Source organism: Streptomyces netropsis, from assembly GCF_014203545.1.
GTDB classification, from domain to species: domain Bacteria; phylum Actinomycetota; class Actinomycetes; order Streptomycetales; family Streptomycetaceae; genus Streptomyces; species Streptomyces netropsis.
In genome coordinates, this window is record NZ_JACHJG010000002.1 from 369259 (window position 1) to 395742 (window position 26484).

Genomic DNA, 26484 nt, shown 5'->3' on the forward strand with positions numbered 1-26484 from the left:
CCCGCGTGCGGTGATCTCGGTGGCCTCGAGGGAGGGCCGGCGGGGGCAGGCAGGCGCGCCCGGCGCGCCCGCCCACTTCGTCGTCCCTTCGCGCCCGGGTCCGCCGTGGTCATTCCGCGACTCGCGAAGGAGAGTTCCGTGACCGACCGCATCGCCACCCCGCCCTCCCGGGCCACCGTCCACGGCTACCCCCGGCAGGGCCAGGGCCGTGAGCTGAAGAAGGCCATCGAGGGCTACTGGGCGGGCCGCGTCACCGCCGACGCCCTGCACACCGCCGCCGCCACCCTGCGCCGCACGGCCTGGCGCCAGTTGGCGGACGCCGGTGTGGACGAGGTCCCCACCGGCGACTTCTCGCTCTACGACCACGTCCTGGACACCACGGTCATGGTCGGCGCCATCCCCGAGCGGCACCGCGCCGCCGTCCGGGACAACGCCCTGGACGGATACTTCGCCATGGCCCGCGGCACCCAGGAGGCCCCGCCGCTCGAGATGACGAAGTGGTTCGACACCAACTACCACTACCTCGTCCCCGAACTGGGCCCGGACACCGTCTTCACCGCCGACCCCGCCAAGCCGCTCGGCGAACTGCGCGAGGCCGTCGCCCTCGGCCACACGGCCCGCCCCGTCCTGGTCGGCCCGGTCACCTATCTGCTGCTCGCCAAGCCCGCCCCGGGCGCCCCGGCGGACTTCCAGCCCCTCACCCTCCTCGACCGGCTGCTCCCCGTCTACGCCCAGGTGCTGGCCGAGCTGCGGGCCGCGGGCGCCGAGTGGGTCCAGCTCGACGAGCCCGCCCTCGTACAGGACCAGCCCCCGGCCGTCCTCAGCGCCGCGACCCGCGCCTACCGCGACCTGGGGGCGCTCACCGACCGGCCCAAGATCCTGGCCGCCACCTACTTCGACCGCCTCGGTGACGCCCTGCCCGTCCTCGCCAAGTCGCCCGTCGAGGGACTGGCCCTGGACTTCACCGGCCCCGCCGCCGCCAACCTCGAAGCCCTCGCCGCGGCCGGCGGGGTGCCGGGCAAGCGCCTCGTCGCCGGCGTCGTCGACGGACGCAACATCTGGCTCAACGACCTCGAACACTCGCTGGCCACCCTCGCCACCCTCCTCGGTCTCGCCGGCCGGGTGGACGTGGCGCCCTCGTGCTCGCTGCTGCACGTCCCCCTCGACGCGACCGCCGAACGCGACGTGGATCCCCAGGTCGCCCGCTGGCTCGCCTTCGCCCGCCAGAAGACCGAGGAGATCGTCACCCTCGCCCGCGGGCTGAACGAGGGCACCGACGTCATCGCCCCGCAGCTCGCCGCCAACCGGTCCGCCCGCGCCTCCCGCGCCGCCTCCGCCCTCACCCACGACCCGGCCGTCCGGGCCCGCGCGGCGGCCGTCACCGAGCAGGACACCCGCCGCCCGCAGCCGTACACCGAGCGGACCGCGGCCCAGCGGGCCCGGCTGGGCCTGCCGCTGCTGCCCACCACGACCATCGGCTCGTTCCCGCAGACCACCGAACTGCGCACCGCCCGCGCCGACCTGCGCGCGGGACGGATCGACGCCGCCGGGTACGACGAGCGCATCGCCGCCGAGATCCGCGACGTCCTCGCCTTCCAGGAGAAGGCCGGGCTGGACGTCCTCGTCCACGGCGAGCCCGAACGCAACGACATGGTCCAGTACTTCGCCGAGCGGCTCACCGGCTACCTCGCCACCCAGCACGGCTGGGTGCAGTCCTACGGCACCCGCTACGTCCGCCCGCCGATCCTCGCCGGCGACATCTCCCGCCCCGAGCCCATGACCGTCGCCTGGACGAGCTACGCCCAGTCGCAGACCGAGCGCCCGGTCAAGGGCATGCTCACCGGCCCCGTCACCATGCTCGCCTGGTCCTTCGTCCGCGACGACCAGCCGCTCGCCGACACCGCGCGCCAGGTCGCCCTGGCCCTGCGCGACGAGGTCACCGACCTGGAGGCCGCCGGCACCGCCGTCATCCAGGTCGACGAGCCCGCGCTGCGCGAGACGCTGCCGCTGCGCACCGCCGACCGGCCCGGCTATCTGGCCTGGGCGACCGAGGCGTTCCGGCTGACCACCGCGGGCGTGCGGGCGGACACCCAGATCCACACCCACATGTGCTACGCCGAGTTCGGCGTCATCATCGGCGCCATCGAGGAGCTGGACGCCGACGTCATCAGCCTGGAGGCGGCCCGCTCGCACATGCAGGTCGCCGACGAACTCGCCGTGGCCGGATACGGGCACGAGGTCGGTCCGGGCGTCTACGACATCCACTCGCCCCGTGTGCCGAGCGTCGAGGAGACCGCCGGCCTGCTGCGCAAGGGGCTCGGCGCCATCCCCGCCGAGCGGCTGTGGGTCAACCCCGACTGCGGCCTGAAGACGCGGGGCTGGAGCGAGGTCCGCGGCTCCCTGGAGCACCTGGTCGAGGCGGCCCGGCAGGTGCGGGCCGAGCTGACCGCCGCCGACGCGCGCTGACGCCGGCCACCTCCGGCCGATAGCGGGCGCGGCCCGGCACCGATGTGCCGGGCCGCGCCCGCTGTTCACGGCCAATCCCGCTCAAGTGGCCCAAATCCCAACGGACTCTCATGATTGACTGCCCCCACCGGTCATGCCCCCCACAGGAGAGGACGGCCACGATGAGCAGGCGCCCGGAGCCGCGTCGAATGATCATCGGTGGGGAGGAGGCGGTGGTGGTGGCCCCCGAGGAGTACGAGCGCCTGGCGACCACCCGCAGACAGGTGGGCGCGCAGGGTGCCCGCATCCGCGTCCTCAAGCACGAACTCCAGCAGAGCCTCGCCCTGTTGGCGGCCCTCGAGTCGCTCCTGGCCGACATCCCGCACGGCCGTCCGGGACCGTTCTTCGACGGTGGGGGCGGCGGTGAGGCCGGCCATCAGGCGGCCTCCTGCGTCCGCTGCGGGCTGCTGGAGCTGATCCACCGGGGCCCGTCGGCCGTGACGCGGGCTCCGCGGGGCGGGCTGACCGCCCTGTGAGCCTCAGCGCCGGTTCTGTGAGCCTCCGCGCCGGTTCAGGGGGCCGGCGCCGCAGGCTCCGGGGTCAGCGGCCGGCCGCAGCGCAGATTCCAGCGCCCGGCGCGGCCGGTGAGTTCGGTCAGCGACAGCGGGGGCACGTCGAGCCGCCAGAAGAGCTGCGGGGGCAGCCCCAGCGCGTGCACGACCGCCGCGCGGACCACCGCGGGCTCCACGACGGCGAGCAGCCGGCCCTCGTCGTCGGTCCGCCCGTCCAGCCAGGAGCCGACCCGGCCGACGAGGTCCAGCAGGGACTCACCGCCGTGCGGCGCGGCGCCGGGGTCCGCCAACCATGCGGCCACCGCCTCGGGTTCGGCGGCGGACAGCTCGGCCAGCCCCCGCCCGCGCCAGTCGCCCACCTCGAGGTCCCGCAGCTCGGGCACGGGGGTGGGGGACAGGCCGAGCGCGGCGGCCGTCCCGTGGCAGCGCGGGGAGGGGGCGCAGAGGGCGGCCGACATCCGGGGCAGGCCGCCGGCGGCCGCGCGGGCCTGCCGGGCCCCGGTGTCGTCGAGCGGGGCCCCGTCGTCGAAACGGGCCTCGCGTAGTGCCGCACTCATCGCGGGTGAGAGCAGCGTCACACGTAGGGTCATGGTCCTCAACTCTCCTCCGGGGCGGGCCCGGTCGGCCCCGGCCCCAGCAGACCACGAGGGGCGAGCGGGGCGCGCGCGGGGGTACGCAACCGCACGCCGTAGCGCCCCGGTCGCGTACACGGTACGGTCGCGTGTACATGACGACGGTGTGACGGAAGTCCGGTGAGAACCCGGCACGGTCGCGCCACTGTGTACCCGGCGAACGCCCCCGATCCACACGGGGCGCTGGCAGGGAAGTCAGACCCGGCACCGTCGTTGAAAGCACCACGATCGGGACGCGTGTTCCCCAGGAGGTTTTGCCATGGCCCAGTCAGCCGCCCCCGCGACCGGTACCCCCGCCGTACCGGCGATCACCCCGATCTCCCTGAAGGAGATCGCCCCGTGGACGCTCTTCTTCGGGATCCTCGCGCTGATCCTGCTGTACTTCGTCGGCGCCGAGCAGGGCGCCACCGCGCTGATCTCCGGTGAGGGTGTGCACGAGTGGGTGCACGACGGCCGTCATCTGCTCGGCTTCCCCTGCCACTGAGAGACCAGGGGTCAAGAGCTCGTGAACTCCATTTCCGTACGGGCCCTGCTCGTACGCGGCATGCTCGCCGGTCTCGCATCCGGCGCGCTGGCGCTGCTCACGGCCTATCTGCTCGGGGAATCCCGGGTGGACGCGGCCATCGCCTTCGAAGAGGCGCACAGCCACGACCACGGCGGCGGTGAGGAGCTGGTCAGCCGCTCCCTGCAGTCGACGGCGGGTCTGGCCACCGGCATCCTCGTCTACGGGATCGCACTGGGCGGTATCGCCGCCCTGGTGTACTGCTACGCGCTGGGCCGCGTCGGCCGTTTCGGCCCGCGCGCGACGGCGGCACTGGTCTCGCTCGGCGCGTTCGTCGCGGTCTATCTGGTGCCGTTCCTGAAATATCCGGCGAACCCGCCCGCCGTGGGCGACCCGGACACGCTGGACCAGCGCACCGCGCTGTTCTTCCTGATGATCGCGCTCAGCGTGCTGCTCGCCGTCGCCACGGTCATCCTGGGCAAGCGGCTGGCTCCCCGTCTGGGCAATTGGTACGCGAGCGTCGCGGCGGGCGCCGCTTTCCTGGTGGTGGTGGGGATCGCCTTCGCGTTCCTGCCCTCGGGCGAGAACGTGCCGGAGGGCTTCCCCGCCGTGCTGCTGTGGCAGTTCCGCCTTGCCACGCTGGCCGTTCAGTTCGTCCTGTGGGCCGGTTTCGGCCTGGTCTTCGGCCACCTCGCGGAGCGCCTGCTCGTCTCCAAGGCGGGGGACCGGCAGGGTGACGAGGCGGCGTCGCGGACGGCCACCGCGGCGCGCTGAGCGCACCGGGAACACCTCACCTGTCCCGTGGGTCCGGAAGGGCGATCGCCCGACCGCCCCACGGGACACGTGCGTTCAGGGGGTGTCGTCCGTATCGGGGGCGCGCCCGCTACGGCGTCAGTCCCGGCGCAGCAGCATGTCGATGATCGAGTCGAGGTGCTGGGCCCGCTCCTGGCCCGGCGGGAGCGCCTCCGGGACGGCATGGACCAACTGGCCGTGGCCGAGGAAGCTGGTGTAGCCCAGCGTGCCGCGCAGCCGGGCCTCTTCCGGCGTGAAGCCCAGCTCGGAGAAGAGCTGGGTGAGATAGCCGAGCCGGCGCTCGGTCACCCGCCTCACCACCGTGGCGACCAGCGGGTGTCCGACGGTGGCCAGCAGGGAGACCTCGAGGGGGTTCTCGGTGACCGCCTCGGTCGCCGCGACGAACAGTCTGCGCAGTCGCAGCTCGGGGTCCGGCTCGGCCGACAGCTCGGTGATGACCGCCTCGGTGCGGGTCTCCTCCCAGCGCAGCAGCGCGGCCTCGATCAGTGCGTCCCGGCTGGCGAAGTGCCAGTAGAAGCTGCCCTTGGTCGTCCCCAGCCGGACGGCGAGCGGTTCGACCGCGACGGCGGCCAACCCGCCTTCGCCCATGACGATCAGCGCCGCGTCCGCCCAATCCAGCGCGCTGAGCCGCTGTCGTCCGCCGGGTTCCCGCAATCGCCGTTGCACCATGACCGTACGCTACCGTACGGTTGAACATACGCCAGCGTATGGAGGGGCAATGCGCACGGTCCGAAACATCCACGAACGCGTCATCGAGGCTCCGGCGGAGACGGTCGGAGCCCTGCTCGACCGGCTGTCCTCCGACGACGACCCGGTCTTCCCCACCCCCGCCTGGCCCGCGATGCGCTTCGACCGCCCGCTCGGCGTCGGGGCCGAGGGCGGCCACGGCCCGGTGCGCTACCGCGTCGGCGCGTACGACCCCGGCAGCCGCCTCCGCTTCGACTTCGCCCCGCCGTCGAACGGCTTCCACGAGCTGACCGTGGAACCGCTCGGCCCCGGCCGCTGCCGCGTGCGGCACACGCTGGAGCAGACCCAGCACGGCACCGAGGCGCTGGCGTGGGCCCTGGCGTTCCGCTTCGCCCACGACACCGTCGTCGAGGAGGTCTTCGACAACATCGAGCGCGTGGCGACCGGTTCGCTGCGGCGCGCGGTGCGCTGGTCCCCGTGGGTCCGGTTGCTGAACCGGCTGATGTGGGACAAGCCGGTCGAGGTGGACCTCCCCGCACGGGCCCGGCTCGCCCGTACCGCCTTCGAGCGCACCGACTTCACCGACGCCTGGCAGCTGGAGATCCTGCCGGGGATGCCCGAGGACCCACGGGCCTGGGAACGCGTCCTGGCCTTCCCGGTCGTGGCACGCGGGGACGGCGAGGTCCTGCTGGGCAAGGACGCCGGACACCTCGACTTCCGGGCCTCGATCCTCGTCGACCAAGGGCACGTCACCCTCAGTACGGTCGTGACGACCCACAACCCGGTGGGCCGGGCCTACTTCGCGGTCGTCAAGCGGGTGCACCCCGTCATGGCCCGCGCCATGCTGCGCCGCACCCACCGCCGACTGGCGCTGTCGACCCCGAGCGCGGGCTCGCGCGAGCGGTTCCACCGGGCAGCGGACACGGCCGCCGCCGAGGTGGCCGCGCCGTGACCGGGAGGCGGACCTGCTGAACAGGGGACAGCGGGTCCGCCTCCCTTCCTCAGTCGCCGCGACGCCCGCCGGTCAGCCTCGCAGCAGCTTGGCCTCGACCTCCGGATCCAGGCCGAGCGGGGGACGGTCCGTCCGTTGCGGCGGCGGGCCGTCCAACTCCTGGAGCCAGGCCCACGTGTCGGCCACGGTCTCCTCGACGGGGCGGCAGCGCAGCCCGGCGGCCAGCGCCTTGGACACGTCGCCCTCGTGCATGGTGGCGTACGCCTCGCCCGGCGGCACCCAGATCGGCAGGTCCATCCACGGCTCGACGCCCGCGGCGAGGATCGGCTCCGGATCCGTCCAGCGCAGCTCGGCGTCGGAACCGGTGACGCGTACGCACGCCTCCAGCAGCCTGCCCATGGTGGTGTGCCCGGGGGGACTGATGAGGTTGTAGGGGCCGCTGAGGCCCCGCTCCGCGGCGTCCAGGGACCACCGGGCGAGATCGCGGGCGTCGATGTACTGCAACGCCAAGTCGCGTGGCCCGGGCGCCAGCACGGGGCCGCCACGGGCGATGCGCGACAGCCACCACGGCAGCCGCCCGATGTTCTCCCGGGGGCCGAGGATCAGCCCGGCCCGCACCAGCAGCGACCGGTCCCCGAAGGCCTCGGTCACGGCCAGCTCCCCGCCGCGCTTGGCCTGCGGATACTCCACGTCGCCGGCGTCGGGCGAGCCGTCCACCAAGGGGGCGTCCTCGTCGTGCCCGGGCGCGCACGGATAGGTGTACACCGATCCCGTGGACACGTACACATACCGCTTCACCCGTCCGGCGAGCGCCCGGGCCGCGTCCCGCACGACCGACGGCGCGTTCGTCCACGTGTCGACCACGACGTCCCACTCGCCCCGGTCCAGCGCCGCCAGACCGCCCGCCTCGGTACGGTCGCCCAGCAGTTCGACGACGCCCGGTGCGGGCTCGTGGCGGCCGCGGTGGAAGACGGTCACCTGCCAACCCCGGGCCAGCGCCTCATCGGTGACGGCGCGGCCCACGAACTCCGTTCCACCCAGCATCAGAAGTCTCATGACCGTGACTGTGCACCCCGGACCGACGCCGTGGGAAGCACCCCATGCTCTCAGCGGAATCGCCCAGAGCTGAACGCCCCGGCCTCGTGGCGCGTGACCCCTGCCACAGCGTTTCCGCCCGCCGGGCAGCCCCACCTGGATCATTGCGCCGGGGACAACACGTCCTTGACCACAACGCACTGGAGTGACCCGCCCCGGCCGCCCAGGATGCGGGACATGAACCTCAAGCACACCGACGCCACCCGTGACCAGCTCGCCGTCGTCAGCCAGAGCGGCCCGACCGTCACCTTTTTCGACGCCCGCACCCACGAGCCCCTCCGGGTCCTGGAAGTCCCCTCCCAACCACATGAGTTGTGCTTCGACGCGGACCGGCGGCTGCTGTACTGCGCCGGCACCTACGTCTCCGGTTACTACCACGCCCACCAGGGCCGGGCCCGGGACATCAGCGTCATCGACGTGGACACCCACGAGATCGTCGGCACCATCGACACCGCACCGGACCACGCCCCGCACGGACTCGGCCTGGACCCCGGCCGCTCCCGGCTGTACGTCAGCGTCGAGGCCACCGAGGACGAGCCCGGCGGCGTGATCGTCTACGACACCCGGACCCATGAGCGGGTCGCCAGGATCCCGGTCATGGCCGACGGCCCGCACTGGTTCGCGATCACCCCGGACGGCAGGCGAGGCTACTCCACCAACAAGGAAGCAGGGTTCGTCTCCGTCGTGGACCTCGAACGCGACGAGTTCACCGGCCGGATCGCCGTACCCGGCAGCGAAGGTCTGGACGTCTCCCGCGACGGCCGGTACGTCTACGTGGCCGCCCCCAAGGGCGACTTCGGCACCCGGCCCGCCGCCGCACCGGGCATCCGCGTGATCGACACCGCCACCGACGAGATCGTCCGGACCCTGCCCACCGACGGTGTGGTGTTCCCCGTGCACACCGCTGCCACCGGCGCGGTGCTCGTGGGCGAGCTGCGGATGGCGGCACAGGTGCCGGGCGGCGGCGCCATGGGGACGCAGGACAACGGCGTACTGACCGTCTACGCCCCGGACACCCTGGAGGTGGCCGGACAGGTCGAGGTCGGCCGGTTCCCCCTCACCATCACCTCCTCACCGGACGGATCGGTGGGTTATGTCTCCAACGTCATGTCCAGCACGGTGACCGTCGTCGACCTGACCCTGATGCGGGTGATCACCACCCTGGAGGTCGGTCGCGCGGGCGAAGCCGGCGCGCACGGTCTCGCGTACATCCCGGCCGCCCGCTGAGCCGTTCAGCGCGTCGGCCGGGGAGCGGCCGTACCGAACCGCCGGCGGTAGGTCGTCGGGCTGAGCCCGGTGCGCCGGCGCAGCTGCGCCCGGAGGTTCGAGGCCGTCCCCAGGCCGCTGGCCTGGGCGACCACGTCGAGCCGTAGCTCGCCGCGCTCGATCAGCCGGCAGGCCAGCGCCACCCGTTCGCCGGTGAGCCAGGCCAGCGGCGTGGTGCCGAGCTCGGCCCGGAAGCGCCGGTGCAAGGTGGCCGGGCTGACCGCGGCGCGGGCCGCCAGGTCCGCCACGGACAGCGGCCGGTCCAGGCGCTCCCGGGCCCAGGCCAGCAGGGGAGCGAGCGACGCGTCCGGCACGGCGGGCACGGGCCGTTCGACGAACTGCCGCTGACCGCCGTCGCGGTGGGCCGCGAACACCAGCCGCCGGCTCACCGTGTTCGCGATCTCGGCGCCGTGGTCACGGCCGATCAGATAGAGGCCGAGGTCCAGCGCGGCGGCGCTCCCGGCGGCGGTCAGCACGTCACCGTCGTCCACGAACAGGACGTCCGGTTCGAGCCGGACGCCGGGATGGCGGGCCGAGAACTCCGCCACCCATTTCCAGTGCGTGGTGGCCCGGCGGCCGTCGAGCACCCCGGCCGCGGCGAGGGTGAACGCGCCCGTGCAGAAGCTCACCAGGCGCGCACCCCGCCCGGCCGCCCGCCGGATCGCGGCCGACACCGCCGGGTCCGGCGGGGTGAGCGGATCCGGTCGATTGGGCACGATCAGGGTGTCGGCCGCGTCGGCCGCCTCCAGCCCGGCGACGCCGGAGAGCGTGAACATCCCGTCGTTCATCCGCACGGCGGGCGAGGCGGAGCAGAGCGTGAAGTCGTACCACCGCCGGTCGATCTCGGGGCGGCGCAGCCCGAACAGCTCGGTGGCGACGCCCAGTTCGAAGGGGTTGGAGCCCTCGTCGACGAGGACGGCCACCCGGTGCGAGGATCCATGCGACATATGCGATTCCTAGCACTCGCCCCGCCCGATCACCAGCGGTCAGGATGACCAGGTGATCAACGAACCGATCGACCTGCCGACCGCACTGAAGAGTTTCGATCAACTGTGGAGCCCACGGATCGTCACCCAGGTGAACGACTACGACGTCCGTATCGCGAAGGTGGCGGGCGAACACATCTGGCACGCGCACGAGAACACGGACGAGTTCTTCCTCGTCCTCGACGGCGAACTGAGCATCGGCCTCCGCGACGGCGAGCCCGGGGGAGCCGACGGGGGCGAACGCGTCGTCGTGCTGCCCCAGGGCGCGGTGTTCGTCGTCCCGCGAGGGGTGGAACACCGTCCGTTCTCCACCGCCGGCGCCTCGATCCTCATGTTCGAACCGACCGGCACGTCCACCGTCGGCGACCGCCACGACGCGGTCCCCGGCCACGTCGACGCGACGACGGGGCACGCGCTCGGCTAGGGCGTCCCGCTCCCCGGTCCCGCCCCCCACGCGACGGACGTGGGGGGCGGGAAGTGCACACCTAAGGGGCAGCCAGTAGGGTGCGCCGGGTGAACAGCGCTTCTCCTCTCTCTCCCACCTTCCGCTTGATCGTCACGGGCGGAGGTACCGGGGGCCACACCTATCCCGCCTTGACCGCGATCCGCGCGTTGCAGCACCGGCTGGCCGCGGACGGCAGGGCGCTCGATGTCCTGTGGATCGGCACGGCGGACGGCCTGGAGGCCCGGGTGGCACCGGCCGAGGGCATCGCGTTCACGACCGTGGCCACGGGCAAGATCCGCCGCTCCGCCAACCCGCTCAAGATGGTGAGCCCGGCGAACGTCCGGGACATGGCCCGGGTACCGCTCGGCGTGGCCCAGGCCCGGAAGATCGTCGCCGACTTCCGGCCGGACGTCGTGCTCGCCACGGGCGGGTACGTGGCCGTTCCCGCCGGCCTGGCCGCCCGCCTGTGCCACCGTCCGCTGGTCCTCCACGAGCAGACCGTGCGCCTTGGCCTCGCCAACCGGAAGCTGGCGAGCTCGGCGACGAGGATCGCGGTGTCGTCGGAATCGTCGCTGCCGCTCCTGCCGGAGTCGGTGCGGGGTGCCGCGGTCGTCACCGGCAACCCGATCCGCCCCGAGGTACTGACCGGCCACCCGCAAAAAGCCGTCGATGCGCTGGGTCTGTACGGCTTCGACCATCGCCTGCCGACCGTGTACGTCACCGGCGGCGCGCAGGGCTCCCAGCAGATCAACGAGGTCGTGCGGGACGCGCTGCCGTGGCTGCTGGGGCGGGCGAACGTGATCCACCAGTGCGGGCCGGCCAACGTCGATGGCCTGCGGCAGCACGCGGCGGCCCTGCCGCCGGAGCTGTCGGGCCGGTACTACCTCGCCGGGTTCGTCGGCCCGGAGCTCCCCGACGTGCTGGCGCTGGCCGACGTCGTGATCTCCCGGAGCGGCGCAGGGACGCTCGCCGAACTGACCGCGCTGGGCAAGCCGGCGGTCTTCATCCCGCTCGCCTCCTCGGCCGGCAACGAGCAGGCGCACAACGCGCGGCACCTGGAAGATGCCGGGGCCGCTGTCGCCCTGCTCGGCGAGGTCACCGCAGGGAGTCTGCGCGACGCGGTGGGCCCGCTCCTCGCGGACCCCGTGCGGCGCGGCGCGATGGCGGAGCGCTCCCGGGCGCACGGGCGGCCGGACGCGGCGAACAGGCTCGTGGACGTGATCCTGTCCGCCGCGTCCGGCTGACCGGCGCGGGTTCTACGAGAGTGCTGCACACGGCGCCGCCGCGGCGCCGTGTGCAGCAAGCGGCACCCCATCGGGGTTCCCAGCGTGTTCCCGAACACCGGGGCCGAGAACGACGGTGGGGCTGCCGCACCCAGTGCGACAGCCCCAGCCCACGCGTTCATGCAGATCAGAGGCGACAGGCCTGCCTGACCTTCAGCAGGGGCGACAGGATTCGAACCTGCGACTAGCGGGTTTGGAGTCCGCTGCTCTGGCCAGCTGAGCTACGCCCCTTCGGCGTGGTGATCACTCTGCCATGGTCAGGGCGTCCGCCGCCAGCCGATTTGCCGTGGCGATGGTCACCGTCGGCCTTCGGCGATGTCCTTCACCCCGTTCAGGGTGGCCTCGATGCCCGAGCGCAGGTCCTTGAGCCGGGCCGCGACGATCGCCTCCTCCGCCTCCGGCTTGCGCTCGATCGCGAGGCTCACCCCGGATCGGGCCGGGCCCAGTTCCGCGGACTGCCGCAAGAGGGTGCCGCCCGCCTCGGGGCTGAGCTCGAACCGCCAGGTGGCCAGCCGTCCGGCGGGGTCGGTCACGGGCTCCCCGAACCGGCCGTCGGCATCCGTGACCGCCCAGGTGAACAGCCGCTCGTCGGTCAGCTCGACCACATGGGAGACGGTCCGCCACTCGCCGACCAGGGGGTGGCGGTTGTGGCCCGCGAAGCGCGCCCCCAACGTGGTTTCGGTGGCGCCGTCCAGCCACTCCACGCGCTGGAGTTCCGGGCTGAGCCGCGCTGGCAGATGGATGTCGGTCACCAGCGCCCAGACCTCGGACGGGGGTGCGTCGATGTGGATGTCGCTGTGAACACTCGGGCCGTCTGCGTAGCGCACGTGGGTACCTCGCAAGAAAGACGTGTCATGGGTGTCAGTGCGGCCGGCCGATCGGGCCGTACCGCCTCACCCGGTCAAGTCTGACCCCGCGACGGCGTGACGGGCCGAATTGGTGATACACGTAACACGCGTGGAATCACCTGCCCATCAGCCAACGGGCCTTCACCCCTTGAGCGGTTGGCGAGCCTCCACTCGGCGGCGGCCCGGCCGGACCATACGTACGCGCGAGGGCCCCGGGTGGGGAAGACTGCACCGGTGAGCACAACGACACCTCAGCCCTCGCCCCGTACCGCCCTCGGACGTGGCGTCAGCACCCTGATCCCCGGCCCCACCGCGTCGTCGGGCGAGCAGGCCGCCGCCGCGCTCGCCGCCCTGAAGACCGCGACCGTGCACGTCGGGGTGCTCCAGGCCGCCGCCGTCCTGCTGGGCGAACTCGCCCGCACCGGCGAGGACGGGACCACGCGGGAGACGGCGGCCACCACCGCGGCCCTGATCGAGCAGGCGATGCGTACGGCGGAGTGACCGCCGGGGCGGCGGCGAACGGCCGCCCGGGGTTCAAAGGGAGTTCACCGCTCCGTCCGGTGTCGAACGTACCTTCGCCGCGACGTTGTCGTCTCCGGAAGGCTCCTTCCCATGAGGCCCCTGGCCACCTCCGTATGTCTGCGCGCCGCCTCGGCCGCCCTGGCCCTCGCGACCGGGGCGCTGCTCTGGCAGTCCACCGGCACCGCGCGGGCCGCCGCCCCCGGCCGCTTCCCGGTGACCGCCACCGTGGAGACCGCCCCGGTGTCGCACAGCGGTGACGCGGCCGACGACCCGGCGATCTGGGTCCACCCCACCGACCCGTCCCGGTCCGTGGTCGTCACCACCGACAAGAAGGGCGCGCTGGAGGTCCACGACCTCTCCGGCAACCGCATCCAGCGGATCAACGGCGACCACGGCAACAACGTCGACCTGCGGGGAGACATCGTCGTCTCCGCGGACGACGAGGCCGCGAACGGCGACGGCGCGATGCACATCTACCGCATCGACCCGGCCACGCGGAAGCTGACGCACCTCAAGGACGTCGCCACCGAGGTCACCGCACACGGCATCTGCATGTACACCTCGCCCACCAGCGGCAAGCTGTACGCCTACCCCAACTCCACCTCCGGCCGGGTCGAGCAGTGGGAGCTCTCGGTGCGCGGTGACTCCGTGACCGCCACCTCCGTGCGCCTCTTCGACGCCGGCTCCGCCGTCGAGGGCTGCTACGCCGACGAGAAGACCGGCAGGCTCTACCTCGGCGAGGAGGACGTCGGCGTGTGGGTCTACGGCGCCGAGCCCACCGCCGGCACCACGCGCACCAAGCTCGACTCCACCGGCTCCGGCGGTCATCTCACCGCCGACGTCGAGGGCATCACCGCCGCCGGCCGCTACCTCATCGTCTCCTCGCAGGGCAGCAACGACTTCGCCGTCTACGACCGGACCGGCGGCGGCTACCTCGGCCGCTTCGTCGTCGCCAAGGGGACCGCCGCCGACGGCTGCGAGGACACCGACGGCATCGACGCCACCGCCGCACCCCTCGGCTCGAAGTTCCCCGGCGGCGTCTTCGTCTGCCAGGACGGCACCAACTCCGCCCCCGGAACCAGCGGCAACCAGAACTTCAAGCTCGTGCCGTTCGAACGGATCTCCTCCGTCCTCGGCTGACGGACCGGTCGCAAGCCGCGGGTGCCCGGGCGACGTGTGTCGTCCGGGCACCCGCGCGTTTTGTCAACAGGCCTTTGTATGTGACTTTTTCGGCCGCTTCGGCCGATTCCCCGCGGTGACCGGGCTTGCTACGTTCGTTCAGCCCCCGTGACCCGGTGCCCCGCGCACGTCCGCACGAAGGCCCCTGACAGGGCCCGTACGAAGGCAAGGACAACATGACCACAGCGCCACTGCGGGCGCCGGACACGTCCGGCGCCGTGCCCGGGAACGCACCGGCACCGGGCCCCCTCGATCAGGTCGCCCCCTTCGTCCAGTTCGGCCCGGACCTCCTCGCGACCGCGCTGGCCGAGGTCCCCGAGGACGGGGTCACGGAGTTCACCGACTCCTGGCACGACCTGCCGGCCGACGCGCACCTGGGCACCGCCACGCCCTACCGGTTCCGCCGCTACGGCTCCTTCCGGCTGCTGCCCGACCGGCTCGAGAAGCTGCCGCACGCCGCCTTCTTCCAGGACCGGACCGTGAACAAGGTGAACGGCGGCGTGGACCGCATGTTCGCCCCCCTCGACGAATCGGTGGCGTCCGGCGCCGCGCTGCGCACGGTCGTCCGCACCCTCTTCGGCCGGCTCCCCGGCCCCCGCACCGGCATCGACACCTGCGGCGTCCACCAGATACGCGTCACCGCCACCACGGACGCCGAGGGCCACCCCGCCCCCGAGGGCGTCCACCAGGACGGCCACAGCTACGTCGCCCAGGTGCTGATCCGGCGCGAGGACGTCGAGGGCGCCGAGTCCACCCTCTACGACCTCGGCCGGCGCCGCATCCACCACGCGCTGCTCACCGCCCCCATGGAGACCATCGTCCTCGACGACCGGCGCGTCCTGCACGGTGTCTCCCCGGTCCGCCCCGCGCCGGGCGCCCGCACCGGCGTGCGCGACATGCTGCTCGTCGACTTCTTCCCCGGCCCCACCGGCTGACCCACCGCGAGGACGCCACGGTGGGGAGCGGCCGTCCCGCAGGGGTCCGCCGCCGCTCCGACCGACCGGCACGCCGAGGCCGCTCGCGCCCCTCCCCTCCGCCGGTCGCCCCGAGGGGACACGGGGGAGGGGCGCGCGAGCGGACGGTGGCTACGGTGACGAGGGCATTCACGAGGTCGAACGCGCCCGGGCGCGGCTGGGTCCTGCAGGCCGGAGATGGCAGACTGTCCGCCGACCTGGAGGAGGACCCCGTATGTCGATGACCGGCCAGCTGCGCAAAGCGGTGCGGCTGAGGCAACGCCGCAACGCGGTGGACCTCAGCCATCCGGCACGCTCACCGCTCGGATCCGCCGTCGTCAACTGCGCGGTCTACATCGGCGGCGTCCGGCAGGAGGACGACTGCCCCGCCGAGGAGGCGATCCGGCACGTGCGCAAGGCGGGCGACGGCTTCGTCTGGATCGGCCTGCACGAGCCCACCGTGGAGGAGTTCGCCGACGTCGCCACGCTGTTCGGCCTGCACCCGCTGGCGGTCGAGGACGCCGTCCACGCCCATCAGCGGCCCAAGCTCGAGAGCTACAACGACACGCTCTTCACCGTCCTCAAGACGGTCTGCTACGTCGACCACGACAAGCTGACCGCGACGAGCGAGGTGGTCGGCACCGGGGAGATCATGGTCTTCACCGGTCATGACTTCGTCGTCACCGTCCGGCACGGCGGGCACGGCTCCCTCGGCCCGCTGCGCGAGCAGCTGGAGGCCGCCCCCGAGCTGCTCGCGAAGGGGCCCGCCGCCGTACTGCACGCCATCGCGGACCACACGGTCGACGACTACCTCGCCGTCGTCGACTCCGTGCAGAGCGACATCGACGACGTCGAGGCCGAGGTCTTCGCCAGCGACAGCGGCCGCCCCGCCGACGCGGGCCGGATCTACCAGCTCAAGCGCGAACTCCTTGAGTTCCGGCGTGCCGTGATACCGCTGGACCGACCGGTGCGGGAGCTGTCCACCCGGCCCTACCCCGTGGTCGACCAGGAACTGCGGACGTACTTCCGCGACGTCGCCGACCACCTGGCCCGGGTCGCGGAGCAGATCATCGCGCTCGACGAGCTGATCAACTCCATCCTGCAGGCCCATCTCGCGCAGGTGACCGTGGCGCAGAACGAGGACATGCGCCGGATCAGCGCCTGGGTCGCGATCGTGGCCGTGCCCACGATGGTCTGCGGGATCTACGGCATGAACTTCGACCACATGCCCGAGCTGCACTGGACGTACGGATACCCGCTCGTCCTCGTCGTCATCGCCGTCGCCTGCTTCGCCATCCACCGCGGCTTCCGCCGCAACGGCTGGCTGTGACGCCGACGGCGTCCGTCCTGTAAAACCACTGGTCAACGCATATCGGCGTACCTCATTGTGGTCGTCATGCACGAACCGAACCACCGAATCCGCGCGCTCCACACGGACTCCACGGTCACCGTCTACCAGGCCTACACTCCCGCGATCGGCGTTCCCGCGGCGCGCGACGGGCGCTTCCCCGCCGCCTGGAAGCGGGACCGGATGACATGGATCAAGCCCAGCTTCCTGTGGATGATGTACCGCTGCGGCTGGGGCACGAAGGAGGGGCAGGAGACGGTCCTCGCCGTCGAGATCACCCGCGAGGGGTTCGAGTGGGCGCTGCGTCACGCCGCCCTGTCGCATTACGAGCGCGGAGTGCACCCCGACCGGGACACCTGGCGGCGCGAGCTGCGCCGGGCACCGACGCGGGTGCAGTGGGACCCCGAGCGCGATCTGCGCCTGGCCGCGCTGCCGTACCGGTCCCTCCAGCTCGGGCTCTCGGGTGAGGCCGCGCGCCGCTACGCGGACGAGTGGACGGTCGCCGTCACCGATGTGACCCCGCTCGCGCACGAGGTGCACGCCCTCGTGCGCGACGGCGACCCGGAGGCGGCGTCCCGGCTGCTGCCCGAGGAGCGCCCGTACCCGGCCGCGGACGAACTGCTGGCCCATCTGCGGCCCTAGGCGCCCTCGACGTCCTCCCAGGTGATGACCGGGCTGCCCGCCCGCAGGCTGTAGTCCATGGCCGGGTCGCGCACCGGCCACTTGAGGCGCAGCCAGCTCGGGATCGTGGCGGGAATGCCGTCGTCGCCCGCCAGATGCCAGAACGTGTTCGAGTCCTGCCGGGCGAAGTAGGGGCAGAAGAAAGAGATCACCAAGGTCACCCGGCGGCCCTCCGTCACGGGGGTGACCGCGTGGAAGATCCGGCTGCCGTGCAGGAACAGCGTCGCCCCGCGCTCCCCGCACGGCGCCTCGCGGATGCGTGGGTCGGCCTCGGTCACCCCGGTGAATTCATCCGTGCGCCCCTGGAAATAGGTGAAGCGTCCGCCCTCGTAATCGTCTTCACCACTGAGCTGGATGGTGAAGACGTAGTCCATGCCGTCGCGATGCCAACGCACGATCTCCGGCCGGCCCCGGCCCTCGAAGTAATTGATCTGCGCGGTGGGAATGCGCAGCGGATGCGGGATCAAGGGAACTCCCGCCAGTCGGGAGCAGGTGAGCAGGAAAGTCCGGTCGCGCATCATGTTATTGATGAACGTCGACACGAGATCGGCGCTGCGCAATCGCCGCGTCGCGATGAAACGGCTGCTGCCTGCCGCTCCCTCCAGCTTGTCGCACACCTCGGCCAGCCGGTCGAGGCCCTCCGGGGTGAGGATCTGTACGGGTCCGACGGTGGCGGTTTCGTCGACTCCGCCGTGCGCGTGGTGGAGCTCCTCCCGGCGGTAGCCGAATTCCCCGAGGGTCATGCGCGGTCCTCTGACGTCCCGCGCCACGTATTCGCTGCGCCAGCGCGGCTCGGCGGGCAGATCCACGATCCGCCGTGGCTTCCGGGCCCGTACCGCGTGAAAGACCTGGTCGATCCCGGTCGGTGTCCTCGGCAGGTCGAGCGCGCTTCTCCTGCCGCTTCTCGCGGAGTTCATGGGCATGAGTGGATCTCCTTCGATGGGAGAACACCGGGACCACTTCACCGGAATGGCGGCATCGAATCACCGGGCCCAGACCCCCACAAGCCCGGATCCCGCCACGTGCCGCCGGGGGAAAAAGACGGGCGCTCGGTCGTGCAACCGCCGGGCCGGGTGAGGGGTCATACCCCGTATGGGAACGAGAGCGAGAAACAGGACTGGATCCGCCGCCGCACGCCGAACGGCCGTGCTGCTGGGGGTCGTCGGACTCACGGCGCCACTGACGGTGGTCATGGGCGGGACCGCGCAGGCGGCCACCACGTGTACGACAGAGACCGGGCCGCACCAGAAGGACGCGGAGAAGTTCCTGGGCCGGCCGGTCGACGGACGGCAGTCGCCGGAGGACTGCCGGGCGATCCAGGCCTTCCAGAACAAGCACGGCATCCGCCCCAACATCGGCTACGCGGGTCCGGTGACCTGGCGGGCGATGGAGGCGGAGATCACCAAGCGCAACCCGAACGCCGCCGGAAAGTGCCCGGTGAACAAGGGCCGCATAGCCTGCGTGGACCTCACGCGCCAGATCAGCTGGATCCAGGACGGCAAGACCCTCAAGTTCGGCCCGGTGCCGGTGCGCACGGGGCGGGACGGGTACGAGACGCGTACCGGTGCGAAGAAGATCTACTGGCGGTCGATCGACCACTGGTCGAGCATCTACAAGGTCCGCATGCCGTACAGCCAGTTCTTCGACGGCGGACAGGCCTTCCACGCCATCAGCGGCAGCGTCTGGTCGCCGCCCGGTTCGCACGGCTGCGTCAACATGCGCACGGCGGACGCGAAGAAGTACTGGTCCATGCTCCGCAACGGCGACGACGTCCAGGTCTACGGCCGCAAGCCCGGCACGTGAGACCCCCGGTCCGTGGGTAGACACACAGTCTCGAACCACGTGGGCCGCGCCGGGCCGTGAGCGACCGGAGGAATGGGTCATGGCAGGGTTGATCGACCGGATCAGGAATTTCGCCCGGAGCCCCCAGGGCCGCCGGGTCATCAGCGAGGGCAAGCGGGCCGCTCGGGACCCACGCAAGCGGGCCCAGCTGAAGGCACTCCTCGGCAAGGTGCGCGGCAAGCGCTGACCGCCGGGGGCCGAGACCATGGCCCGCACGGGCCGAGAAGACCATGGCGCAGCGCCCGGCCGTCCGGCCGGGGCTGCGCGTGGGGCTCGCCGCGGCGGTCCCCGCCCGGTCCCCGTCTCCCGGCCCCGGAGCCGCCCCGTCGCCCCGGTGCCGCGCCCGGAAAGATCGCGGAACAAACTCGGCACAATATCGGACCGGTCGCGCGGTTTCCGGAACTTCGCCGCCCGACTCGCCGGTAGCGGACGGAAGTTGGGGGTGATCGCGGCCGAGCACATCCGTCGAATTGACGCCGCAACCGGCAATTCCGACAGCCGTCATCAGGCCGATCTTGTCGCCGTTCGATGCCCGGGCTGCCCCCCTGCCCGGCGGTCGTACGGCGGGCATACGAGCGGGGCATAGACCAATGTCGCCACAGGTCACCCCGACGATGGCCGATGAGTGAGAGCTGATCCGTCCGTATCCGGCCGCTGTCCGGGGCGAGTTGAATTCCGGACAACACGCCGTGACGAGCGCCGGGCTCCTCCTCAGTGCGCCCCGCGCGGCCTTCGGGCATGGCGCACTATATGGCTGGGCGGTCGAGAGGCTGAGTGCGCCTCTCGGGGGGTGTGGCACCGCTGTGCCACCCGCCCGGGTCACTGTCGCGCGGCCTCGGCTCCGGCCGCGCGGCACGGGTACGGGCATCGGCGCGCGTACCGCGGCAGGGGAGGAGCGGACGCGGCCGGGATGGGGTCCCAGGCCGCAGTGGAGCCGGACTTGGGGATTATTCGGGGTGCGCTCAGTGGCGGCATCGACGCCACGCGCACGTGATGAACCGTACGGACGACGCTCTCGCGGGCCGTTCCGTTATGGGGGGAGATCATGATGGGTCGTACGACCCGGCTGGCCGCGGCATGCGCCTCGGCGGCCCTACTGGCTGTGACACTACCGGCGGGCGGCGCCGTGGCCGCCGCGGCGGAGCCCAGGATCGACCTACGGGTGCTGGTCGTCGACGACGGCGGACCGGCCACCGAGGCGATCCGCGCCGAGCTCGACGAGGCCGGCACGCCGTACACGAAGATCGCCCTGGCGGACTCCGGCCGTCCGCGGATCGACGAGGCGTTCCTCAGCGACACCGTGGACGGCAGACCGCGTGCCAGATTCCAGGGCGTGGTGCTGCCCAACGACAATCCCTTCGGGGTCAATTCGGCGGAGATGGCGGCCCTGGCCGGGTACGAGAAGCGCTTCGGCATCCGCCAGGTGGACGCCTACACCTACGCCCGTCCGGCCGTGGGGCTCAACACTCCCCAGGGATCCGGCTACAGCGGCTCGATGGACGGCAAGTCCGCCCAGGTGACCGGGGACGGCGCCGGAGGGCCGTTCGGCTATCTGAAGAGAAACGTTCCCTTTGAGGACAACGACACCGCCGTCAACGAGAGCTGGGGCTATCTCGCGACCCCGCTGGAGAAGCAGGCGAACGGCGCGACGTACACCAGCTACCTCGACGCCCCCATCCCCGGCAGCTCCGCGCGCGGCTCGCTGATCGGGCAGTACAACCACGACGGCCGCAGCGAGTTGGTCGTCACGTTCGTCTACAACCGGTACCAGTCCCAGTTCCGGCTGGTCTCCCGGGGCATCGTGGAGTGGCTGACCCAGGGCGTCCACCTGGGAGCCGCCCGCAACTACTTCGGCGTGCACGTCGACGACGTCTTCGCCTCCGACGACCGCTGGGACACCAAGCTCAAGTGCACCCCCGGTGACGTCGACTGCCCGGGGAACCCCGATGCCCAGAGGCCGCCGATCCGGATGACGGCCGCCGACGCGACCTACGCCAAGCAGTGGTCCGACAGCCACGGCCTTCCCCTGGACCTCGCCTACAACGGCGTCGGCAGCGAGGAGTACAGGGCGGAGCGCGGCGGCGCGGAGGACCCGCTGCTGAACCAGCTGGTCGCCGATCAGAAGTCCTACCGCTGGATCAACCACACCTACACCCACGCCTTCCTGGGCTGTGAGCAGAACACCTCCGTCGTGCCCTGGAAGTGCGCCACCGATCTCTTCGGCAGGACGCGCTGGGTCAGCCGCCAGACCATCAACGGCCAGATCAACGACAACCTCACCTGGGCGGCCCGCCAGGGGCTGAACCTCGACCGGGACGAGCTGGTGACCGGCGAGCACTCCGGGCTCAAGACGCTTCCCCAGCAGAACGTCGACAACCCCGAACTCGCCCCCGTGCTCACCGCGAGCGGCGTCGGCTCGATCGCCAGCGACAACTCGCGCGAACCGCGCCAGCGCCAGGTCGGATCCGCGCTGACCGTGCCCCGCTACCCCATGAACGTCTACTACAACGTCGGCACGGCCGCCGAGCAGACCGACGAGTACAACTGGCTCTACACCAAGAAGTCCGACGGCGGCAGCGGCTTCTGCGAGAACTCCACGACGACCACCTGCCTGAAGGCCCCGCTGGACGTCAAGACCGGATTCGCGTCCTACATCGCGCCCCTCGAATCCCGGATCGCCCTCGGCCACGTCCTGGCCAACGACCCGCGGCCGCACTTCATGCACCAGTCCAACCTCTCCGAGGAGCGCCTGGGTTACACGGTCATGGAGAAGGTCCTCGCGGACTACTCCGCCCTCTTCGCCGACAACACGCCCCTGGTCAACCTCCGGATGCGGGACGTCGCCACGGAGCTGCGCAAGCGGGCCGCCTGGGACGCGGCCCTCGCCGCCGGCAAGGTCACGGCCTACCGGATCGGCTCCACGGTGACCGTCGAGGGCCCCGCCGGGGTCGAGGCCACCGCGACGCTCCCGAACGGCACCACGCAGGCCAAGGGCACCGGAAGCACACCGTTCGGCGCCGCCTACGCCGGAGCCCGCTCCGGCTGGGCCGCACCCGCCGACGGACAGCCCCAGCTCACCTTCACCCTGCCCACCGAGACCCCGGCCGCCCGCACCGCGCCCGGGACCGCCGCCCGGGTACAGCCCCCGGCCGCCGCGCTCACGGTCCCCAAGGGCGTCAGCCACCCCGTGCGCCCCGGGACCGGAGTCCCCGCCCGGCGCTGATCCGACCCGTGTCCTCCGTGCCGAACCGCCCCATGCCCCACCGTCTCCCGGAGAGAACAGAATTCATGCACGGACCGTTCGCCGAACCGGCGTTGGACACCCCCTCGGTGACGCTGCTCACCGAGGGGACCTACCCGCACAGCCACGGCGGGGTGAGCGTGTGGTGCGACCAGCTGGTCCAGGGCATGCCCGACATCGACTTCCGGGTCATCGCCGTCACCGGCACCGGCCGGGAGCCGCTCGCCTGGGAACTGCCCGGCCACGTCCGGAGCGTGGACACCCTCCCGCTGTGGGGGCCGCCCCCGGCCGGCCGCGCTCCCCGCGGCCGGGCGCTGCGCCGCTTCCTCACCGCCTACGAACGGTTCCTGCTCGCTCTCCTCGACCCCGCCGAGGAACACCACTTCCCGCGCACCTTCTACCGGCTCGCCGAGTACGCCGCGGCGGGCACCCTGCCGGCGGCGCTGCGCGGCGAAGCCGCCGCACGCGCCCTGGTCCGGGTGTGGAACCGCCCGGAGCTGGCCACCGCCGCCGCCCGCCCCACCCTGCACGACGCGCTGACCGCGACCGATCTGCTGGAACACGCGCTGCGTCCGCTCGCCGCCGACCCGCCGGCCGAGGGCGTCACCCACGCGGTGAGCGGGGGCCTCGCGGCGGTGCCCGGGCTGCTCGCCCATCACCGCCACGGCACGCCGTTCCTCCTCACCGAGCACGGCATCTACCTGCGCGAACGCTACCTCGGCTTCCGCGCCGAGCCCTACCGCTGGCCGGTCAAGGCCCTGATGCTGGGGCTGTTCCGGCTGCTGGCCGAGGAGAGCTACCGCTGCGCCGCCCTGGTGACCCCGGGCAACCGCTACAACCGGCGCTGGGAGGAACACGGCGGCACCCCGCCCGACCGCATCCGCACCGTCTACAACGGTGTCGACCCCGCCGCCTTCCCGCCCGCCGGCCCGGAGCCGGAGGCCCCCACCCTGAGCTGGGCCGGGCGTGTCGACCCCATCAAGGGCCTGGAGACCCTGATCCGCGCCTTCGCGATCGTACGGGCGGAGATCCCGGCCGCACGGTTGCGGCTCTTCGGCGGCACCCCGCGCGGCGGGGAGGGCTACCGCACCGCCTGCGAGAGCCTCGCGGCCGAGCTCGGCGTCGCCGAAGGCGTCACCTTCGAGGGCCGGGTCGAGGACATCCGCGACGCCTACGCCGCGGGCAACGTGGTGATGCTCTCCAGCATCAGCGAAGGCTTCCCCTTCACGCTGATCGAAGCCATGTCGTGCGGGCGCGCCACCGTCTCCACGGACGTGGGGGGCGTCTGCGAGGCGGTGGGCGACAGCGGGCTGGTCGTGCCTCCGCGCGACCCCGAGAGCATGGCGAAGGCCGCGCTGCGGCTGCTGAAGGACCCCGAACTGCGGGCGAGGATGGGCGAGTCGGCCCGGCTCCGGGTGATCGAGCAGTTCACCCTCCGCCAGACCATCGACTCCTTCCGCGACATCTACCACGACCTGGCCCGGAGCAGGCAGCCGGAGTCCGAGCGGATCTTCCGGCCGGAGCCCGTGCCCGTCATGGCCCTGGCGGCGGGCGGTGCCGGATGAGCGGCTTGCTGCGGCTCGTCCCCGACGAGCCCGAACCCGTGCACGACCTCGCCTCCGCGCACCCGCGCCCCCATCCGCGGCCCCGGCCGCGGTGGGCCGCCGATCCGCTCGACGAACTCGCCGAGGAGCTCGCCGAGGTCTGCGCGGCGGCCGTCCACCCCGACGAGATCGCGGCGGTCCTGGAGGCCGACGGGCTGACCGGCGAGCAGATCACCGAGCGCTACGGCCGCCGCGACGCCTTCGAACTCGCGGCGGAACTGTACGCACGGGTGCCGCGCGGCCACCCCGAACCCGGCCCGCGCCCCGACCCGTGGCAGGTGAAGCCCGGCCAATTCGTGCTGCGCGCCATGGTGTTCACCCTGCCCGGCTTCGGCTACGCGCTCGGCGCCCCCTTGATGGCCGGCGCCCGGGACGGCTACGGACTGCCCGCCGGCACCGGTGCGCTCGTCGCCTCCGCGCTCGCGGCCTGGGCCTGGAACCAGGGCTTCGCCCACCGCGCGTACCTGCGGCTGGGAACCGGCGGGCGTGCCGCCGCCGGGCGGACCCTGATGTGGGGCGCCCCGCTCGGCGCCCTGCTCGCCATCGCCGTCGCGGCGGCGTTCCCGGCCCCGGTCGGGGCCACCGCCTACGCGGCGGGCCAGGCGCTGTACCTCGCGGCGGCCACCGTTCTACTGGTGCTGGGCCGGGAGCGGCTCCTGCTGCTCGCCCTCCTGCCCACCGCCACCGGGGGAGCGGCGCTCCTCGTCACCGACCCGCCGGCCTCCGTACGCGTCGCCCTGCTGCTGGCCACCGCCGGGGGCGTGCTCTTCGCGGCGGCGTACGAGATCGCGCGCACCCGCAAGGGTGACGCCCCGCCGGCCGGGCCCGCCCCGCTGTCCCTGGCCGCCTCCGTCCCGTACGGGCTGTTCGGTCTGGGCTGCGGCGTGCTGACGACCCTCGCCGCGCTCGGTGACGTCCTGCGGCACGGGGCGGGCGCCACCACGGCGGGCTCCGCCGTCATCGCGCTCACCCTCAGCATGGGCGCCGCGGAGTGGCTGCTCTACCGCTGCCGGAGCCTCGCCCTCACCGCGCTGGCCCGGAGCGTCACCACCGGGGGGCTGCTGCTGCGGGTCGCCCGGGTGCTCGCCCGGTGCGTGGCGGTCTACCTCGCCGCCCTGACCGTCCTCGCCCTGGCCGCCGGGGCCCTGTGGCCGGACGGCCCGTCGCCCACCGTCCTGCGGACCGCCGCGCTGCTGGCGCTGGGCGCGGTCCTGTGGACCGGACTGCTGCTCCAGGCCTTCGGCGTCGCCTGGATCCCGGCGCTGCTGTGTCTGGCGGCCGCCGGGGCCGAGACGGCCGCGCAGCTCCTGCGGATCGCCACACCGGCCACCGCCCAACTCCTCGTCTGCAGCGGCACGGCGGCCGGACTCCTGGCCGTCGCCACCGCGCTGCTCGGACGACTCACGACGCACCGCTGAAGCACCACCACGTCCCCGCACCACCGTCCCCGCACGACGCGCATCACGCACATCGCACATCACGCACCGCCGCACGGCACCCGTCATGAACGTCCTTCATGAGTACGCGTGGTGAACGACCATCACACACAAGGGAGACCCCGCATGTCCGCACCCGCATTCGTCGCCGTCACCGGCGCCGAGGGATTCATCGGCTCGCACCTGGTGGAGGAACTCGTCACCACCGGGCACCGGGTACGCGCCATGGTGCAGTACAACTCCTTCTCCTCCTTCGGCTGGCTGGAGACGCTCCCCGAAGAGGTGATGTCCCACGTCGAGGTGGTCCTCGGCGACGTACGCGACCCCGGGTCGGTGAACGGGCTGGTGGCGGGTGCGGAGGCCGTCTACCACCTGGCCGCGCTGATCGCGATCCCGTACTCCTACCGCGCCCCGCACAGCTATGTGGAGACCAACGTCACCGGCACCCTCAACGTGCTGGAGGCCGTCCGCCACCTGGGCGTCCCCCGTCTGGTGCACACCTCCACCAGCGAGACGTACGGCACCGCGCAGACCGTGCCGATCAACGAGGACCACCCCATCAACACCCAGTCCCCGTACGCCGCGTCGAAGGCCGGCGGCGACCGTCTCGCCGACAGCTACCACGCGAGCTTCGACCTGCCGGTGGTCACCCTGCGGCCGTTCAACACCTTCGGCCCCCGCCAGTCCATGCGCGCCGTCATCCCGACCGTGATCGCCCAGGTGGCCGCCGGGGAGCGGGCCATCACCCTCGGCGATCTGCGCCCCACCCGGGACTTCACCTATGTGAAGGACACCGTGGCCGCCTTCCTCGCCGTCGGCACCGCCCCCGCCGCCGACGTCGTCGGCCGCACCTTCAACGCCGGCACCGGGGAGGAGATCTCGATCGGCGACCTGGTGCTGCTGATCGGCAAGCTCATGGACTCCGACCTGGCCGTCACCGAGGACCCCGCGCGCATCAGGCCCGCGGCCTCCGAGGTGATGCGGCTGGTCTGCGACGCCACCCGGCTGCGCGCCGCCACCGGCTGGGCCCCCGCCCACACCCTCGAAGCGGGGCTCGTGCGGGCCATCGAGTTCTTCCGCGACCCGGCGAACCTCAGCCGGTACAAGGTCGGCATCTACAACGTCTGACGCAACGTCACCAACCGTCACGAC

25 protein-coding genes and 1 tRNA gene are annotated in these 26484 nt (G+C 72.4%); 19 read left to right on the top strand and 7 right to left on the bottom strand.

Translation table 11 applies throughout. The annotated features are described in order from the left end of the window. Nucleotides 1-138: 138 nt before the first annotated feature. Together metE and FHS38_RS06455 are read left to right on the top strand one after the other, a co-directional pair. Nucleotides 139-2466, top strand: coding sequence for a 5-methyltetrahydropteroyltriglutamate--homocysteine S-methyltransferase (metE, locus tag FHS38_RS06450; RefSeq protein WP_184731669.1), 2328 nt, complete (start codon nt 139-141; stop codon nt 2464-2466). 161 nt (nt 2467-2627) lie between these two features. Further along, a complete protein-coding gene (locus tag FHS38_RS06455) occupies nt 2628-2981 on the top strand; it encodes a hypothetical protein (RefSeq protein ID WP_184731671.1) in 354 nt (117 codons plus the stop codon). 35 nt (nt 2982-3016) lie between these two features. Here the strand turns inward: FHS38_RS06455 and FHS38_RS06460 are convergent, their stop codons facing one another. Then, nucleotides 3017-3607 carry a histidine phosphatase family protein gene (locus FHS38_RS06460; RefSeq protein ID WP_184731673.1) on the bottom strand — a complete coding sequence of 197 codons (591 nt, stop codon included), beginning with the start codon at nt 3605-3607 and terminating at the stop codon, nt 3017-3019. A gap of 301 nt (nt 3608-3908) precedes the next feature. Between FHS38_RS06460 and FHS38_RS06465 the strand changes: the two genes are divergently transcribed. Continuing rightward, nucleotides 3909-4133, top strand: a complete 225-nt coding sequence (locus tag FHS38_RS06465; protein WP_130880926.1) for a CbtB domain-containing protein — start codon at nt 3909-3911, stop codon at nt 4131-4133. Between the two features lie 21 nt (nt 4134-4154). Then, on the top strand, nt 4155-4925 hold the full coding sequence (locus FHS38_RS06470) for a CbtA family protein (RefSeq protein ID WP_184731675.1): 771 nt from the start codon (nt 4155-4157) through the stop codon (nt 4923-4925). 117 nt (nt 4926-5042) lie between these two features. Here FHS38_RS06470 and FHS38_RS06475 read toward each other — a convergent pair whose 3' ends face one another. Next, nucleotides 5043-5633, bottom strand: a complete 591-nt coding sequence (locus tag FHS38_RS06475) for a TetR/AcrR family transcriptional regulator (RefSeq protein WP_184731677.1) — start codon at nt 5631-5633, stop codon at nt 5043-5045. 49 nt (nt 5634-5682) lie between these two features. Between FHS38_RS06475 and FHS38_RS06480 the strand changes: the two genes are divergently transcribed. Continuing rightward, a complete protein-coding gene (locus FHS38_RS06480; protein ID WP_184731679.1) occupies nt 5683-6603 on the top strand; it encodes a DUF2867 domain-containing protein in 921 nt (306 codons plus the stop codon). A 72-nt stretch (nt 6604-6675) separates the two neighbouring features. Here FHS38_RS06480 and FHS38_RS06485 read toward each other — a convergent pair whose 3' ends face one another. Continuing rightward, complete coding sequence (locus tag FHS38_RS06485) at nt 6676-7659, bottom strand: NAD-dependent epimerase/dehydratase family protein (RefSeq protein ID WP_184731681.1); 984 nt, start codon at nt 7657-7659, stop codon at nt 6676-6678. 216 nt (nt 7660-7875) lie between these two features. On the opposite strand from FHS38_RS06485, the gene FHS38_RS06490 reads away from it, so the two are divergent. Then, on the top strand, nt 7876-8925 hold the full coding sequence (locus FHS38_RS06490) for a YncE family protein (RefSeq protein WP_184731683.1): 1050 nt from the start codon (nt 7876-7878) through the stop codon (nt 8923-8925). 5 nt (nt 8926-8930) lie between these two features. On the opposite strand, the gene FHS38_RS06495 is transcribed toward FHS38_RS06490, so the two are convergent. Beyond that, on the bottom strand, nt 8931-9911 hold the full coding sequence (locus FHS38_RS06495; protein ID WP_184731685.1) for a GlxA family transcriptional regulator: 981 nt from the start codon (nt 9909-9911) through the stop codon (nt 8931-8933). A gap of 52 nt (nt 9912-9963) precedes the next feature. Between FHS38_RS06495 and FHS38_RS06500 the strand changes: the two genes are divergently transcribed. Both FHS38_RS06500 and FHS38_RS06505 read left to right on the top strand, forming a co-directional pair. Further along, complete coding sequence (locus tag FHS38_RS06500; RefSeq protein ID WP_184731687.1) at nt 9964-10374, top strand: cupin domain-containing protein; 411 nt, start codon at nt 9964-9966, stop codon at nt 10372-10374. Nucleotides 10375-10463: 89 nt separating this feature from the next. Then, nucleotides 10464-11639, top strand: a complete 1176-nt coding sequence (locus tag FHS38_RS06505) for a UDP-N-acetylglucosamine--N-acetylmuramyl-(pentapeptide) pyrophosphoryl-undecaprenol N-acetylglucosamine transferase (protein WP_184731689.1) — start codon at nt 10464-10466, stop codon at nt 11637-11639. 196 nt (nt 11640-11835) lie between these two features. On the opposite strand, the gene FHS38_RS06510 is transcribed toward FHS38_RS06505, so the two are convergent. Next, a tRNA-Trp gene (locus tag FHS38_RS06510) sits at nt 11836-11909 on the bottom strand. A 65-nt stretch (nt 11910-11974) separates the two neighbouring features. After that, nucleotides 11975-12505: an SRPBCC family protein gene (locus tag FHS38_RS06515; protein WP_184731691.1), complete on the bottom strand. Its 531-nt coding sequence runs from the start codon at nt 12503-12505 to the stop codon at nt 11975-11977. Between the two features lie 255 nt (nt 12506-12760). Here FHS38_RS06515 and FHS38_RS06520 point away from each other — a divergent pair, with 255 nt between their 5' ends. From FHS38_RS06520 to FHS38_RS06540, 5 genes are all read left to right on the top strand, one after another. After that, entirely contained in the window at nt 12761-13027 is a 267-nt protein-coding gene (locus FHS38_RS06520) for a hypothetical protein (protein ID WP_184731693.1), read from the top strand. Nucleotides 13028-13138: 111 nt separating this feature from the next. Continuing rightward, nucleotides 13139-14188 carry a phytase gene (locus FHS38_RS06525; RefSeq protein WP_184731695.1) on the top strand — a complete coding sequence of 350 codons (1050 nt, stop codon included), beginning with the start codon at nt 13139-13141 and terminating at the stop codon, nt 14186-14188. Nucleotides 14189-14403: 215 nt separating this feature from the next. After that, nucleotides 14404-15162 (top strand): 2OG-Fe dioxygenase family protein, encoded by a 759-nt coding sequence (locus tag FHS38_RS06530; protein ID WP_184731697.1) that lies wholly within the window; start codon nt 14404-14406, stop codon nt 15160-15162. Nucleotides 15163-15421: 259 nt separating this feature from the next. Continuing rightward, entirely contained in the window at nt 15422-16510 is a 1089-nt protein-coding gene (locus FHS38_RS06535; protein ID WP_184732221.1) for a magnesium and cobalt transport protein CorA, read from the top strand. A 66-nt stretch (nt 16511-16576) separates the two neighbouring features. Further along, complete coding sequence (locus FHS38_RS06540) at nt 16577-17170, top strand: DUF4291 domain-containing protein (RefSeq protein ID WP_184731699.1); 594 nt, start codon at nt 16577-16579, stop codon at nt 17168-17170. Here FHS38_RS06540 and FHS38_RS06545 read toward each other — a convergent pair. Further along, nucleotides 17167-18132 carry a 2OG-Fe dioxygenase family protein gene (locus FHS38_RS06545; RefSeq protein ID WP_184731701.1) on the bottom strand — a complete coding sequence of 322 codons (966 nt, stop codon included), beginning with the start codon at nt 18130-18132 and terminating at the stop codon, nt 17167-17169. The genes FHS38_RS06540 and FHS38_RS06545 overlap by 4 nt on opposite strands. Nucleotides 18133-18301: 169 nt before the next feature. Between FHS38_RS06545 and FHS38_RS06550 the strand changes: the two genes are divergently transcribed. The 6 genes from FHS38_RS06550 to FHS38_RS06575 all read left to right on the top strand — a co-directional run bounded on the left by FHS38_RS06550 (nt 18302) and on the right by FHS38_RS06575 (nt 26460). Then, nucleotides 18302-19012, top strand: coding sequence for a L,D-transpeptidase family protein (locus FHS38_RS06550; RefSeq protein WP_184731703.1), 711 nt, complete (start codon nt 18302-18304; stop codon nt 19010-19012). Between the two features lie 79 nt (nt 19013-19091). Beyond that, the gene (locus FHS38_RS06555) at nt 19092-19238 is read left to right on the top strand and encodes a hypothetical protein (RefSeq protein WP_184731705.1); all 147 of its coding nucleotides are present in this window, start codon (nt 19092-19094) and stop codon (nt 19236-19238) included. 861 nt (nt 19239-20099) lie between these two features. Beyond that, nucleotides 20100-22274, top strand: coding sequence for a hypothetical protein (locus FHS38_RS06560; protein WP_184731707.1), 2175 nt, complete (start codon nt 20100-20102; stop codon nt 22272-22274). Nucleotides 22275-22339: 65 nt separating this feature from the next. Further along, nucleotides 22340-23857 carry a GT4 family glycosyltransferase PelF gene (gene pelF, locus FHS38_RS06565; RefSeq protein ID WP_184731709.1) on the top strand — a complete coding sequence of 506 codons (1518 nt, stop codon included), beginning with the start codon at nt 22340-22342 and terminating at the stop codon, nt 23855-23857. Beyond that, on the top strand, nt 23854-25314 hold the full coding sequence (locus tag FHS38_RS06570; RefSeq protein ID WP_184731711.1) for a hypothetical protein: 1461 nt from the start codon (nt 23854-23856) through the stop codon (nt 25312-25314). The genes pelF and FHS38_RS06570 overlap by 4 nt, the downstream gene beginning before the upstream one ends. A gap of 144 nt (nt 25315-25458) precedes the next feature. Further along, nucleotides 25459-26460, top strand: coding sequence for an SDR family NAD(P)-dependent oxidoreductase (locus FHS38_RS06575; RefSeq protein WP_184731713.1), 1002 nt, complete (start codon nt 25459-25461; stop codon nt 26458-26460). Nucleotides 26461-26484: the final 24 nt, after the last annotated feature.

Bases quoted from the DNA above. Each gene is read 5' to 3' on its own strand.
- FHS38_RS06575 (WP_184731713.1), top strand. From the start codon at position 25,459: ATGTCCGCACCCGCATTCGTCGCCGTCACCGGCGCCGAGGGATTCATC.
- FHS38_RS06560 (WP_184731707.1), top strand. From the start codon at position 20,100: ATGGGTCGTACGACCCGGCTGGCCGCGGCATGCGCCTCGGCGGCCCTA.
- FHS38_RS06525 (WP_184731695.1), top strand. From the start codon at position 13,139: ATGAGGCCCCTGGCCACCTCCGTATGTCTGCGCGCCGCCTCGGCCGCC.
- FHS38_RS06485 (WP_184731681.1), bottom strand. From the start codon at position 7,659: ATGAGACTTCTGATGCTGGGTGGAACGGAGTTCGTGGGCCGCGCCGTC.
- FHS38_RS06545 (WP_184731701.1), bottom strand. From the start codon at position 18,132: ATGCCCATGAACTCCGCGAGAAGCGGCAGGAGAAGCGCGCTCGACCTG.
- FHS38_RS06460 (WP_184731673.1), bottom strand. From the start codon at position 3,607: ATGACCCTACGTGTGACGCTGCTCTCACCCGCGATGAGTGCGGCACTA.
- FHS38_RS06480 (WP_184731679.1), top strand. From the start codon at position 5,683: ATGCGCACGGTCCGAAACATCCACGAACGCGTCATCGAGGCTCCGGCG.
- FHS38_RS06550 (WP_184731703.1), top strand. From the start codon at position 18,302: ATGGGAACGAGAGCGAGAAACAGGACTGGATCCGCCGCCGCACGCCGA.
- FHS38_RS06475 (WP_184731677.1), bottom strand. From the start codon at position 5,633: ATGGTGCAACGGCGATTGCGGGAACCCGGCGGACGACAGCGGCTCAGC.
- FHS38_RS06495 (WP_184731685.1), bottom strand. From the start codon at position 9,911: ATGTCGCATGGATCCTCGCACCGGGTGGCCGTCCTCGTCGACGAGGGC.
- FHS38_RS06540 (WP_184731699.1), top strand. From the start codon at position 16,577: ATGCACGAACCGAACCACCGAATCCGCGCGCTCCACACGGACTCCACG.
- FHS38_RS06465 (WP_130880926.1), top strand. From the start codon at position 3,909: ATGGCCCAGTCAGCCGCCCCCGCGACCGGTACCCCCGCCGTACCGGCG.
- pelF (WP_184731709.1), top strand. From the start codon at position 22,340: ATGCACGGACCGTTCGCCGAACCGGCGTTGGACACCCCCTCGGTGACG.
- FHS38_RS06535 (WP_184732221.1), top strand. From the start codon at position 15,422: ATGACCGGCCAGCTGCGCAAAGCGGTGCGGCTGAGGCAACGCCGCAAC.
- FHS38_RS06555 (WP_184731705.1), top strand. From the start codon at position 19,092: ATGGCAGGGTTGATCGACCGGATCAGGAATTTCGCCCGGAGCCCCCAG.
- FHS38_RS06490 (WP_184731683.1), top strand. From the start codon at position 7,876: ATGAACCTCAAGCACACCGACGCCACCCGTGACCAGCTCGCCGTCGTC.
- FHS38_RS06455 (WP_184731671.1), top strand. From the start codon at position 2,628: ATGAGCAGGCGCCCGGAGCCGCGTCGAATGATCATCGGTGGGGAGGAG.
- FHS38_RS06570 (WP_184731711.1), top strand. From the start codon at position 23,854: ATGAGCGGCTTGCTGCGGCTCGTCCCCGACGAGCCCGAACCCGTGCAC.
- FHS38_RS06530 (WP_184731697.1), top strand. From the start codon at position 14,404: ATGACCACAGCGCCACTGCGGGCGCCGGACACGTCCGGCGCCGTGCCC.